1 protein-coding gene (only partly in view) is annotated in these 15,465 nt (G+C 67.4%); it reads left to right on the forward strand.

Features of this window, described 5'->3' with window-relative positions; genetic code table 11:
• Positions 1-15,465: the start of an SdrD B-like domain-containing protein gene (locus tag D1643_RS00675; protein ID WP_160707647.1), read on the forward strand. 51,681 nt of this gene lie beyond the right edge of the window; 15,465 of the gene's 67,146 nt are visible here — the first part of the coding sequence; its start codon is at positions 1-3; the stop codon falls past the right edge of the window.

A 15,465-nucleotide genomic window follows, 5' to 3' on the forward strand; every position in this document is an offset into this window, starting at 1 on the left:
GTGGTTTCCGAGGTGGAGGCCCTCGCCGGCGACATCGCGGCTGAAACGCCCGTGACCTGCGACGATGCCGCGTCCTCGGGCTCTCGCGTACGCGCGGGCGCGCATGAGGCGTGCGATGGCGCGGTTGCCGAGGCTGCTGTCGCGCCGCAGGAGGCGGTTGCCGAGGCAGCCGGCGTGCCGCAGAAGGCGGCCGGCGACGCGACTTGCGGCACGGCCGATGGCGCGGAGGGCGCAGATGCGGTGGGCCCGGCAGGCTCTGGCGCCGCAGGCTCCGGCGCGGCTCGCGTCGCCGCTTGCGCGGCGGCCTCGGGCGCGACCGCCTCTCGCGGCTCCGCAACCCCCGCGACCGCCTCTGCTCGTGGTGCCTCCCACGGCGCGGCGGCCCCCGCGCCTGATGCGGCCCCGACCGGCTCTGCGGTCATGGGCGGCGTGGTGGCCACTACGGCTCCGCGGGTCATGTCGCTGCCTCGCCGCGTGCTGGCGGTGACGCTCTCGGTGCTGCTCGTGTCCACCATGTGGACGGACGCCTCCATCGCCGAGGCCCGCACCCGCGTGCTGGGCGACGCCGCCAACGTCGCCGCGACCGATGACGCGAAGAACGGCGCTGCCGACGCCGACCAGAACGCGAAGGACGCGGAAGACGCCGCCGCGACCGACGCCGACAAAGACGCCGACGCCTCTGCCGACGCCGCCGACACCGATGCCGACGCCGCTACCGCCGCCGGCGACAAGGACACCCCCTCCGACGCCGACGCCGCGGGTGACGACGCCCCCGCCGCGAACGAGCCCGACCTCGACAGCTTCCTGCCGCAGGGCCTGGTGGACGCCGACAAGGTGATCCCCTCGGTCTCCGACAAGCTGCAGCAGACCAAGCGCGACCACCTCATGACCACCGCCAGCGCCAAGGCCGACGACGTGAAGCGCGCCCTCCAGGGGCGCTTCGGCTTCGACGTGGCCGCCTCCGGCGCGCTCCAGGCCTCCGATGGCGCCTACCCGCTGGCGGGCACCACGCTCAACCTGGCCGCTGACCTGGGCAACCTCGACGTGCTGCTGGACGGCGGCTACCTGGGCGCCGTGGAGGACACCGACGTGGTGGCCCTCACGTTCACCGCTCCCTTCGTCTATGCGCTCAACGCCGACGGCACGCCCGCCACGGCCGCGCAGCTGGCAGCCGCCGCCGGCGCCACCGGCTCGGATGCGCCCACGGTCACCCAGACCCTCTCCCAGGAGGAGTGGAAGGCCTACGGCGGCGAGACGCTCGGCATGCGCGTCGTCCTGAGCGCCGACGAGCTGCCCGCGGGCTGGTCGGTGTGGACCGAGCACCGCGGCCGCTACCTCAAGCGCACCGCGGCCGACCTGAAGGCGGGCCTCTCTGGCACCATCGTCTTCCGCTACGAGGGCGTGCAGGACAACAACGGCATCACCGTGCCCGAGACGCGCGGCCAGCTGGCTGCCGACGCGCCGATGCCCCAGCTCACCGCCCGCATCGCCGGCGACATCCCGGCCGACCAGCGCCTGGACGTGACCGCCGGCTACGCCGTGAGCAGCTACACCGCCGCGCTGGAAGAAACCGCCGACGGCAAGCAGGAGCCCAAGGCCGACACTGTGGTGATCCCGCTCTCCGAGCCGGAGGCGGCGAAGTTCACGCTGACCAACGTCGCGCCCCAGGTGGGCGTGGCCGCCGAGGTGGCCCCGCTGGCCGCCCCGACCATGGGCGAGGCCGAGGGGTGGGCCACCTTCGCCGTCACTGTGCGCGCCGCCAAGGGCGACTACGCGCTCAACGGCGCCGTCCTGCGCCTGACCGACCTGCCGGACATCGACGGCAAGGGCACGCTCAACGCCGCGCGCAGCTTCGCGTTTGACATGACCGACCTCACCGACGAGCAGCGCGCCGCGCTCGATCCTGCCGATGAGGAGGCCCTGGCCAAGCTGGCCGAGGATCAGGACGTGAAGATGCCCCACGGCGTGGCCGTGGGCGAGCGCGGGGCCGACATCACGTTCGACCTGCGCCCGAAGGACGCCCAGGAGGGCCCGCGCCAGGATGCCAAGAGCTCCAAGACCGCCCAGGACACCGAGCGCGTCTTCTTCGTGGCCGTGGCCTATGACGCGGACGCCCTCGTCCCGGCGGAGGACGGCACGGCCTTCCAGCCCACCGACCTGACTATGGCCCTGACCGCCAACCTCAAGGCCAAGCTCGTCCAGGAAGAGAAGATCGACGCCACCCACCAGGCCGACGCGGAGGCCGTGCTGGCCGACGAGGAGGCCACCCAGACGGTGGCCCTGGGCGCCCAGACCCTCGCGTTCCCGCTGCCCCCGGCGCCCGAGGAGCCCGAGGCCCCCGCCGAGCCGGCCGAGCCCAGCGAGTCCGCCGACGACCCGGCTGACGAGCCCGCGACCGAGCCGGAGCCCCAGGAGCCTGCGGACGAGCCCGCCGACACCCCGGAGCCCGAGGAGCCCGCCGAGCCCTGGACCCCCAACGTGCCCACGCGCCCCAACGTCGTGGACGATCTGGACTCCTTCCTGGCCGATCAGAGCGTCAACACCATGACCAACGCGGGCGTCACCTCGCTCGACGACGTGATCGACCCCATGAATACCCTGAACGGCCAGGATCCCGTGAGCACCTCGCTCGCCGTCATGGCCTTCACGGCCGCCCGCGCCGGCATCAGCCCGCGTGCCATCTACCCCAGCACGCCCATCGGCGGCAAGCTCGACGAGAACCTCTTCGACCCCAACCTCATTCCCGGCGGCATGTCCACCAGCCTGGGCACGGGCACCTACCTGGTCAACGACCAGGACAGCCCTACGCTCCAGCTGGGCATTCGCTTCCAGAACGCCACGGGCGGCTACTTCGGCGGCTACAGCAAGTACACCGACGACTTCTACGGCACGGTTGACCTGGACACGGGCGCCTACACCCCGGGCAGCGACCCCAAGTCCACGGCGTTCGCCACCGCGCAGGAGGCCATCGATCAGGCGGTGAAGGACGGCTTGGTCATCTCGTACTATGCCGACGCCATCAACACGGCCACCGGCTCGGAGAAGGAGCACTGGCTGCTCGCGGACTACAACCGCAGCAAGGTCGTGCGCGGCTACAACGAGATGGCCGTCTCGCTTGAGTTGAACGTGCCCTACCTCTATACCAACGCCGAGGGCGGCACCGCATCGACCTACAGCTACCCGGAATGGGTGCAGCAGGGCGGCGGCTACGCCGAGGACGGCGATCCGGCCAATCCCACCAAGGCGCAGCTGTTCACCATCGTCTTCGGCAACAGTCAGGCCAACATCATGGCCTACTGGAGCGTGTACTTGGAGATCCCCGGCGTGCAGGTGGACGAGAACGATCCCTTCCACAACCTGGTCAAGCTGGACGATTACATCCTCTACGGCGCCAACAGCAAAGACGGCCAGGCCGTCATGGACAAGATCGTGGAGAAGAACCCGGCCATGGACGGCCTTGACTTCACCAAGGGCTTCACGGGCACGCTCAAGTTCGTCTGGCACGGCGATCAGGACAACAACAGCCCCACCCAGTACACCCAGAAGATGAACGTGGCCGGCCACATGACGTGCGCCCCAGCCGTCGAGGTGAAGATGCTCGGTGACATCCCCGAGAACGCGGGCGGCTCCATCACCTACGGCGGCGACGCCTTCGTGTTCTCCAACCTCGTCGGCCCCTCGGAGTTCCTGTACTACCCGGATGGCATCCCCGGCAACAAGTACCACGCGGCCATCGGCACGGGCACGGCCAACTCCATCCGCACGGTCACGCTGCTCAAGACCAACCTCACGTGGAAGACCACCTACGAGGCCATCTCGGACAACGTGCTCTACGACCGCTACAACTATATGGTGTACAAGGTGAACACCGAGAACACCTCCACCGGCTCGGCCGAGATCGACTACCTGGAGTACTTCTTCCGCGTGCATAACACGCAGATGAACAACAACCAGGGCATCACCGAGCAAGACCTCATGCAGTGGATCGAGTATCCCATCGGCTCGGGCCAGATGGTCAAGAACCCGAAGTTCGGCGGCGACCCGCTGCCTGAGGAGGAGATCAAGGACGCCAAGTACCTGGGCAACCCCAACTACGGCGGCGTGTTGCTCTACGACACCACCAACTGGCTGCAGCAGGACTACGACGACCTGGACATGCGCACCTTCGCCAACATCGACTCCATCATGGAGCGTGCCAACAATCGCCCGCGCAAGTACGTGGAAGAGCGGGACGACAAGGGCAACGTGGTGAAGAGCACGCTCGTCTACGATGACAGCAAGGACGACCAGTATCCCATCGTGGACGCGGAGAAGGACGATCAGGGCAACCCCATCATCAAGACCAAGCCCATCCCGTACCGCACCAACAACGCCTCGGGTCGCGTCGTCTTCACCGTGACCGGCAGCGAGGGCGGTCACCTGTATCCCATCGAGAACCTACCAGCGGGCGGCGACGGGCACTTCACGTTCCTCATGGCGGTTCCCTACACTACTAACATCCAGCAGTCGGTGGGCAGCCAGGGCTTGGGCTACTACGTGGACCTCGATCCGCTGACCACCATCTACTTCGGTAAGCTGGGCGAGGGCAAGGACTACTCCTGGTCGGACAGCGAGCGTAAGTTCGCCGCGCCGTTCGGCCTGCCCGAGGCTACCATGACCGCCACCAAGAGCGCGCTGGAGACCTACCGCACCCTGGCGTCGGGCGCCATCCAGGAGAAGGATCCCGAGCCGGTCATGACCACCACCCAGAGCTACCTGGGCTATCCGGTGAGCTACCAGATCTACGACTTCAGCACCAAGGGCAACATGCCGCTCTACGGCGAGGACGCCGAGAGCACGACGGCCGGTCCGGAGATCTCCGACAGCCTGCCGGACTACTTCCGCCTGTACAACCTGGAGTTCGAGATAGAGACGGACTACCCTCACGACCCGAGCAAGCCCGACCATGCCCTGGCGAAGTACTTCGACGTCTTCCCCAACGACTTCATCGACCAGGTAGCGCTGGGCAACCCGGATGGCAGCGCCGTGGCGCAGTTCCAGGTGTCGAGCCCGGCCAACGACCCGGACAACCCGGACGCGGAGGACTACGAGTGGGTCAACCTGGGCAAGCCTGAGTACGTGGAGACTCGCGAGAAGACCAACGCCGACGGCGAGACCACCTACACCCACGTCTACCGCCTGGGCGGCACCACCAAGGCCACGAGCCTGGCTGCCAAGCTGGAGGCCCGCGGCATCGCGCCGCTGCCCGGCGTGGCGCCTGCGACCAACGAGGACGACCCGGATTCCGACAACCTCAAGTTCACCGGCGAGATGCGCATCGTCATGTCCACGCCGGTGGAGGCCAACATCAAGGTGCCCGTCACCCTCAAGGTGAACGGCGTCATGCCCATCCCGCAGAGCGACTACCGCAACACCATGTCGGTGAGCTACGGCAAGCGCACGTGGAACTTCCCGTCGCAGAAGTACTCCACCAACCTGGAGACCTCCGAGCGCGCCATGGGCGGCTTCCTCCAGGCGAAGGCGCCGGTGCCCACCGTGCAGGCGACGGCCATCTCGTCGGCCGCCACGCTCTACGACGACAAGGCCGCCATCAGCTCCAACGACGGCACGCGGCAGCCCATCCTCAGCCGCGACGGCGCGGGCTGGCGCTTCACGCTCAACAACACCAACTACTCCAAGATGGAGCCGGCCACCTTCACCGTGGGCGACATGTACGGCTCTACCCAGGGCGCGGGCTTCAACGTGGAGAAGATCGGCATCAGCCAGGGCATCCTCGACTCGTCCGAGATCACCAAGCTCACCCTGCGCTACCGCACCGCGCCCGGCGCGGGCGGCGGCGCGCTCACCACGCAGACGCGCGTCATCGAGGGCGAGGAGCTCAAGGCGCTCATGGCGAGCCACAAGGAGGTCATCACCAACCCCGACGGCTCCACCAAGGACAACGGCATCGTGCTCACGCCTGAGCTGTGGGCCGGCACGCTGCCGGGCCAGCAGGGCTACTTCGTGTCGCTGGAGATCGGCTTCGACTCGTTCAACGGCCGTCAGGGCATCGCCGCGGGCGAGAAGCTGTGCGTGGAGGTGCAGGGCTCGCCTGAGGAGCTGGACACCATGTCGCTCACGGGCCGCTTCTCCACCGCCTACGAGCAGATTGCCCCCAACCTGAGCAACCGCAACGTGGCGGCGAGCGCCACCGCTTCGTTCACGTCGCGCAAGGCCCCCTACAACCTGAAGGTGAAGGTGGAGGGCATGCGCGAGAGCAAGGTGCCCGGCGACCCGAGCGCGCTGCTGGGCAACTGGGAGTACAAGCGCAACGACGACGGCAGCATCGTGATGGAGAACGGCAAGCCGGTCATCGAGAAGGACGACGCCGGCCGCGACAAGGTGTTCGAGGGCTACATCGGCGACCCGGGCACCGGCTGGCGCATCACCGTGTCCAACGACTCGAACTACTCCATCGGCAACGCCGTGGTGAAGGGCGGCTGGGTGCTCAAGGAGTCCCAGGGCCAGGGCAAGCCGGTCTCCAAGACCGACGAGGACCCGCTCAAGGTGCCCTTCAAGACCAACGGCCGCACCGACTACGACTCGCAGAAGATCGTCATCAGCCCGGCGCTGTGGAAGCCGATGACCGTCTCGGTGGACGCGAACGGCAACCGCGTGCCCGACGGCTCAGCCGCGGCGGATCACACCGAGGACCGGCTCCTGGGCGGCGTGCTCTCCGACCTGCGCCTGACCTACTGCCTGGAGGGCGACGCCAACGAGACGGCGCCCACCGAGAAGAGCGACTTCATCATCGACGGCGCGCTGCTGCGCGCGGCCACCGGCACGCTCACGGCCGAGGACCAGGCGGCCATCACCGCCGGCACGCTGGACGTGTCGGCCCAGCGCATCGCCGACGCGGGCATCACCGTGACGGCTGACGGCTTCGTGGTGGTGTCGCTCGAGGACAACGTGGCCTGGACGGACGCCCATTACCTGCGCGGCTTCGAGCAGTTCTTCACCGACTTCGGCTCCGGCCTCACCCCGGACGACGGCGGCTACATCGACCTGAACGGCACCATCGTCAACCAGGACACCATGGAGCTGGGCGGCATCTTCAGCACCAACTACGCCAAGGCCACCTGGAACACGGCCACCGACTCCAAGGGCAAGTTCGAGGGCATGCCCTACCCGGCCGACGGCACGCCGCTCATCGAGGCCATCGCCAACCTGGCCGCCGACGGCAAGAGCGACGACATCCACATCACCGAGGGCAGCCGCTCCAAGTTCGCCACCGGCACGGTGGAGGAGGACGTGGCCGGCTTCCAGCTGGCCAAGCAGAAGGCCTACTACGACTATGACTCGGGCTACAAGGTGACCGTGGCCAACGACACCAAGTACGCCATGAGCCTGGGCGGCACGCTCACCGTGGGTCCGCTGCCCAAGTCCACGCTCGCCGACGCCCGCGTCGAGAACGCCCCGGAGGAGTTCGTGGACTACGAGACGCGTCAGGTGGTGCTCTCGCGCGAGCTGTTCCAGGTGAACCCGCAGGGCGGCGTGACGGCCGGCGACAAGCAGGCCGCCTACGCCGGCGACATGATGGACGCCTACATCGAGTACTACGACATGACCGACACGGCCAACCCGCAGCTCAAGACCCTGCCGCTCAAGGAGGTCGTAGAGTGGGTCTACGGCCACGGCATCGACGCCGAGGGCAAGGACGACGGCACCGCCGTCACCGCGCTGCCGGGCTGGGCCACGGCCAAGGTGCTCGACGAGGAAGGCAACCCCACCGCCACAGACGTGGTGTCGGTCAACGCCGACGGCGACATCGTCATCGACTGGCAGGCCTGGGGCAACGGCTACCTGTCTGGCCTGGTGCTGGACTACAGCAAGTTCAACGGCTGGGTGAACAAGGCCACGGACGCCTTCGTGGAGCTGCGCGGCACCACCACGAACCGCGGTGAGTTCCGCCTGGATGCCAAGTTCAAGACGAAGCAGGCCATCGACGACTGGACACGTTCGTGGACGAGCTCGGTGGCCCTGGACTCGGTGCTGCCGCCCATCCGCCCGAACTCCGCCATCGGCGCCTACGGCTCCGAGACCAACGCCAACCACGCACAGGCCGTGGACGGCCAGATCCTCAACCCCGGCACCGAGGACCTGACCACCATGCACATCAACCAGGACACGCTCTACGCCCTGGGCACCGTGCGCGAGAAGCAGCAGTTCGCGCAGAACTACTATAACCAGTACCCGGTGGTGGCGCAGGAAATCAAGATGGACAAGCCCATTGCCTACCGCGAGGAGCGCAACTCGGGCTACCGCGCCATCGTCACCAACAAGTCGGACTTCCCCATGTACCTGGGTGCCAAGCTCACCATCGGCAACCTCGTGCCGCGCTGGGACAGCTACGGCAAGGCGCTCGACGAGACGCTCGGCTACCACACCACCGACCTCACGCTCTCCGAGGGCCTGCTCGCCCATTCCGAGATCGACCGCATCACCGTACGCTACGTGCCCGCGGGCACCAAGATGCGCTCGGGCAGCGGCTCGGGCCTGCTCACCGGCCTGCCCAACACGTCGACCAACACGTCTACCCAGGTGGGCGGCAACCAGGCGCAGATTCCCGGCGGCCTGAGCGTGGACCTGAAGTGGAACGACCTCAAGCAGTACTGGGACGCCGACGGCGACGGTACGCTGGATGCCGGCAACGTGTCCATCCCACACGATGAGTGGAACAAGGGCGAGGCCTACTACTTCGAGGTGCACTTCAAGCGCATCGACGCCAACGTCACCGAGGCCGACAAGGCGTGGGCCGACCTGTTCGGCTATGCCATCGACTCGGCCAACGTGTCGCTGGCCACCGACCCGTACCACGCGGAGTCGGATGACCCCAACGCGTACGCCAACCAGTACGACATCCTCCATGCCGGCGCCACCCACGGCTGGGGCTGCACGGGCGGTGGCTGGAACGTGCAGCTGCGCTACATCGGCTACAACGCCTACGTGGGCAACTACTACGTGACCATCCAGGCGGACAGCCGCCTGAAGGCCACCTACCCCAACAAGGATTGGGACCTGCTGGGCAAGGCCGGCCACACCACCGCCGCGGGCGAGCTCACGTTCTCGGACGACCAGGCCAACCTCTACGCCATCGCCGGCATGCCGCGCACGAACGTGACGGCCAACGCCTACTTCGACAACGCCAAGACGGCCGACGAGGCCATGGCGGCGTCGGGCATCGGCGGCGCGGCCACGCCGGATAACTACGGCACCGGCGCCAAGGCGTTCTGGGGCGAGGACGGCGCGGGCTACCGCTTCCACGTGTACAACGGCGGCGACGATGGTAAGGGCAACGTCCTGCCCGGCCGCAAGATGTTCGAGTCCGAGCTGCAGATTGGCACCGACTCCCAGAAGCTCTACACCGACCCCGAGACGGGCGCTACCACCACCAAGCCCGAGGAGAGCCCCTACAGCACCGAGATAGCCAACGAGGACATCCCCGGTCGCGACGACGTGGAGGACTACGAGAACGCCAAGCGCGGCTACCAGTCCAAGGCGATCATGATCTCGAAGGGCCTCATGGCCAACTCCGAGATCAAGGAGGTGGAGGTCACCTACTACCCGCAGGTGGCGGACGGCGCGCCTGCGCCCGCCAAGCAGACGAAGGTGCTGGCCTACGCCGACCTGCTGGCTGCCGGCTACGTCAACGGCGACGGCAACCTCGTCATCCCGTGGGACGAGTGGGGCCAGGGCTTCATGACCAACGCCGTGGTGCGCTTCACGTCCGTGGGCGTGGGCGCCGGCCTCAACACCGACGACTGCTACGTAGACGTGTGGGGCGAGGCCAACAGCGTGCTGGACATGCCGCTGTCGGCCTGGTTCGGCTGCACCTACAAGCAGGACGGCTGGCACTACCGCCTGGATGAGCCCAAGCAGCCCTACGGCGCCAACGTCAAGGGCTACGCCAAATACAAGTGGGACGGCACGAGCGAGGGCGCCTACGCCTACGCCACGTCCAACCGCTGGAAGGCCGGCTGGCCGAACAGCTGGGCCCAGGGCGCCACGTGGCCCAACGGCTGGGGCAACGGCTATACGCGCATCGGCGACTTCGTGAGGTATGGTTCGGATGGCGGCACGGTGTCTGATGTCACCAAGCCCGAGAACGCCTACGACGCCACTCGCGCACCGCAGTTCAAGCGCCTCATCGCCCAGTGGGAGAAGTACTGGCGCGGCGCCAATGTGTGGCAGGCCGGTGCGGCCACCGCGTGGGTGTACGGCCGTCCCTACGAGGTGAACGAGGTGGTGACCGCCCAGACGTTCATGCGCTCCGACGGCCCCGCCTCCGACAGCGGCTATGGCGACACCGCGCCCTACAACGGCGCCGCGGATCAGACCAACGGCAACCTCAAGCGTAACACCACCACCACCGCGTACTGGGAGGAGTCCGGATCGGGCTTCCGTTTCACCCTGGCCAACGACACCGACTACCGTATGCGCAAGGCGTACTTCGCCACCGAGGCGCTGCCCTACAACAAGTACGAGGGCAACCTGGTCAACTTCACCACGGAGGCCGTGGTGGTAGGCGCCGGTATGTTTACCCAAACTAACTTGCGCGACCTCAAGCTCTTCTACGCAGCCTACGACGCCGCTGCCGACGCCGTCACGCCGGGTGACGTAACCCTCTCCGGCGACGACCTGCAGACCTTCGCCAACGCCACCGACGCGACGGACGCGGACGTGGCGGCCCTGGTGGGCACCGCCGATTGGTTTGCTGACATTCGGATGGCCGACGGCTTGCTCACCGCGTTCGACGCCGACGGCGCCGTGACGATGCAGCGCGACGCCGACGGCAACGTGGTCATCAACAAGGCGCTGTGGGGCGGCCACTACTTCCTCAACGTCGAGGCGCATATGCGCGACTTCGCCGCCCGCACCACCAACGCCGACGACGTCTGGTTCGAGTTCTGGGGCACCGGCTCCTACCGCTGGCTCGACAAGACCATGTACGGCACCTTCCGCACCGACTGGATCACCCAGTGGTGGAACACCAACAACAAGAACGACCAGTACGCCGCGAACAGCAGCTACGGCACCCTGGTGGTGAACAACGCGCGCAACAACGTGTTCACCCCCGCCTGGATCGCCAACGCGCGGGCGCACGCCTACACCTACGGCACCGCCAGCTACGACTACAACCCCTACAGCACGCAGAAGGGCAACACCGCGGCTCCCGCCAAGCCGGCGAGCCTGAGCGGCAACGCGCCTTATACGTCCACCGTGGGCGCGCGCCTGAACGTGGCGCTGCCGCCGGTGCGCCCCAAGGTGGAGATGTGGGGCTACAAGAACGCGGCCGCGGCCAACACCGAGCACAGCCTGCTCACCGACAAGTACGCCACCGCTGGCAGCGCCGAGACGGCGCGTGACATTCCGCGCACGCCCACGCTCACGCCGCGCCGCTCCGTCGACTGGGGCACCGAGCCCCGCGCCTACTGGCAGGACGAGCACGTGGGCTACCGCGCCGTGGTGACCAACGACTCGCTCTACGCCATGCCGCATGGCGCGCAGATCAACATCGGCCCCATCCTGCCGGTGTCTGACGAGGCCGCGCCGGCGCTGCTGCAGAACGCGGGCTTCCGCACCACCCAGCTCACGCTCTCGCGCGCGCTGTTCGACGCGGGCGTCGAGCATGACGTGAAGCAGGACGACGGCACCACGGCCGACGTGAGCCGCATCAAGTCCGTCACCTTCAGCTGGTACGCGAAGGACGCCAAGGCCAACTCCCAGTGGAACACCACCACCTGGCAGGGCGACGTGCACGGCACGGGCGGCGTGAAGAGCACCGTCACCACCCGCACCGGCAAGCTGGGCAGCGAGCTGCACACCACTACCTACGACGCCGACCAGGTGAAGCAGTGGTTCGACGACGCCGCCGGCGACGACGTGGTGCTGACGAGCGAGAAGTGGCTCGACGGCGACCTGGCCGGCGTGACTATCGAGTACGACTACTTCCAGAAGGGGCTGACCGGCACCGACGCCTACGTCGACTTCTTCGGCTACACCATCGACTCGCCCGATGTGGACAAGCGCCGCGCCATCACCGACACCTGGTGCATCAACGACGGCTGGGAGGCCGACGACGGCAACACGGTCACCCAGTTCTGGGATTGGTACTACACGGTGGTGCAGCTGCCCTCTGAGTTCCGCACCACCTACGACGTGGCGGAGTGGAACTACCTGTACGCGGGGTCTGACTACGGCGCGGGCAAGAAGCCCAACGGCTACAACAGCTACAGCCCCAACAACTACGACGAGCTGACCAACACGCGCGACTGGGGCGAGCTGTTCGCCCACATGCCCGCCTCCAGCCAGAACGTGACGGCCAAGGCGTACTTCGTGGACGGCGCCACGCCCATGGGCGCGCTGGCAGCCGGCGTCCTGAAAGACACCGAGGCTGCCTACTTCCGCTACTACGGCGCGGGCTGGCGCTTCGCGCTGACCAACTACGCCAACCCCACGGTAGTCATGGCCAACAACAACGTGGCCAGCCTGCCGGGCGGCCACAGCACGTGGGATCCGGACTCCAACGTCTACGACGGCGCCTATGAGATGTTCGACAGCTACGTCGAGGTGGGCGTCATGCCCAAGGAGGCCGTGCCCGACGGCAGCGTGAGCGGCACCGCCGACGAGCGCGATGACTACGAGAACGCGTGGCGCACCTTCGATGCCAAGACCATCAGCCTGTCCGCGGGCCTGCTCCAGGCGGCCACGTGGGACAAGCTGGGCACCGCCCGCGGCAACGCGGTCAAGACCATCGCCATCACCACGCACCCGAAGCCTGCCGCCGACGGCGACGGCTCCGGCGACGGAAGCGGCGACGGGGACGGGGGCGATCCCGACCCGGCTCCGGGGGAGACGGCCGAGACCGAGACCCTGGCCGACGGCAGCACGCAGGTAACGATCACCCGCGCCGACGGCACCACAGTGGTCACGCACACCGCGCTTGACGGCACGGTGACGGTCACGCGCACCTTCGCGCTCGACACCATCCAGGCTGCTGGCGCCACCCTGGACGCCGATGGCAACCTGGTCATCCCGTCTGAGGTGTGGGAGGGCGAGTACTTCCTGAAGGCGCGCGTGGATTTCGCGCACTTCAACGCCAACGTGCGCGAGGCCGACAACGCCGCCGTGGACGTGCTGGGCCGCACCGACGTGTCGCAGAAGAACGTGACGCTGGCCGCCACGTTCAACACCTGCTATGGCGAGAACACCTCGCTCTCGGGCGCGCTGACCCCCGGCGAGGGCTGGGATCACCGCGACGACCGCTACGGCCGCTGGGGCAACGCCATCAACGGCACGAGCGTATCGGGCACCGAGGGCGACAGCGTGGACACGCTCTTCAACCACGTGAACCCCGCGCTGACCACGGACACCAACGGCAACCAGGCGCTGCCCATCAAGACCCTGGGCATCACCATCCGCCAGAACAGCACCATCATCGACCGCCCGAGCCTGCTCAACCGCTCTAACGGCATGGATCTGGAGGATCGTGCTACCCTGGTGGCCCAGATCGATCCCATCAAGCCTGACGTGATCGGCGAGACGCTGCTGGGTGCCCCGCGCCCCGGCACCGACCGCGCGGCCCTTACGTGGGACGGCAGCGAGAAGCCGGAGGATCCGGGCAAGTACTTCGACGACAAGGAGCTGGAGACCCTCATGGGCTCCGAGAGCTCCGGCTGGCGCCTGAGCCTGACCAACACGTCCGACTACGCCCTCGACCACGCGCGCTTGAACGTGGGCCCGGTGTACTCCGAGCTGGTGGACGGCGTGTGGCGCGGCTTCGACGTGACGCACCTGTACCTGAGCGACCAGGCCATGGCCGCCATCCTGGCCGGCAAGATCGCCGAGAAGAACAACGCTGACTTCAAGGATCAGTACGAGACCATCGGATCCTATGACGTGCCCGCTTACAACCAGGCTGCCTACGACGCCCTGACCGTGGACGACGTGAAGGCCATGCTGGAGGGCTATACGGTGGACCTCTACACCGTGGGCCGCGAGGACGCCACCGCCGTGGGCACCACGGCCAACGCCAACGGCAGCTTCGCCGCCGCCGTCCCCTCCACGCCCTCGGTCACGCTGAACCTGGCCGATTACGTGGTGGAAGAGGACATCTACGACGGCGCCTCCGACGACGTGACCGGCAAGAAGCGCATCGTCATCGACATTCCCAAGGAGGCCTGGAAGAGCGACGCCGAGGATGCCGATCCCGATGCCGGCACCGAGGCCCATGCGGGCAACTACCTGCTCAAGGCCGTCTACCACCTGCCCGGCTTCGCCTCCAATGTGCCCGGCTTCACCACCGACTCCGCGGGCAAGCCTGCGGGCAACGGCGTGTACCTGGACGTGTTCGGCGCGCCGAGCCGCGCGGTGACCATGCGTCTGGACGCCACCTTCAGCACCGAGTACAAGACCGAGAGCTGGAACCAGAACACCGCCACCCGCACCACCGATAGCGACTACTCCACCATGCTGCCGCTGACGGCGGAGCCCTCCATCCGCACCACCTTCAACTGGACGGGCGGCACCTCCAGCGAGGATCACCGCAACGTCACCCTGGTGGAGGACGGCTACACCGACGCCGATGGCAAGGACATCGACCGGACCATCTTCAATGCCAACAGCTACGTGCCCTACCGCTGGGGCGAGGGCCCGACGGTGGACAAGAACGATCCGACCGGACCTACCGAGTGGGCGTGGTACGAGTACGTCCTGGAGAACAACACGCGCTCCACGGCCGAGAACGGCTACTACGACCTGGTTATCAACGAGGTCTCCAATCCCAACGGCGATGCTCGCGGCTTCATTCTGAAGGAGCTGCAGGTGGACGGCTGGCAGCGCTATGCCACCACCGGCCGCCATCCCGTGCTGACCCCGGATGACTTCGCCGCGAATCCCGACGTTGCCTACGAGTGGGGCAACCGCGCCGGCACCATCGGCGAGCTGTGGATCTACGGCTATGACCAGACGGTCTACCACGACAACGGCGACCACGCGACGCCTGAGGCCACGCCCATGGCCAAGATCCCCCTGGACGACGCCTTCCTGGAGACGTACCTGGGCAGCACGGTCAAGGGCGAGCAGGGCACGCTCATCCTGCCCCTGGATGAGGCTACCCTGACGCCGTACCTGACGGCAGGGGAGGACTTCCGTCCCATCGGCACCGTGCGCCTGATATACCAGTCCATGGCCTCTAATCTGGTGTGGAATGCCGACGAGTCCCAGGACACGTCGTTTACCGCGCGCCTCTACGGTGACGTGCGCACCCACGGCACCCAGACGAGCGTGACCGACGCGAACAGCTACAGCAATCTCATGTCGTCCAAGACGGCGTACTTCCCGCTGTCGTCCTACTACGGCAACATCAACCGCACCACGGAGTGCAAGGTCAACGTCACCAGCTACTACGCCACCACCACGTCCGAG

Source organism: Enterorhabdus sp. P55 (genome assembly GCF_009911695.1).
Lineage (GTDB): Bacteria > Actinomycetota > Coriobacteriia > Coriobacteriales > Eggerthellaceae > Enterorhabdus.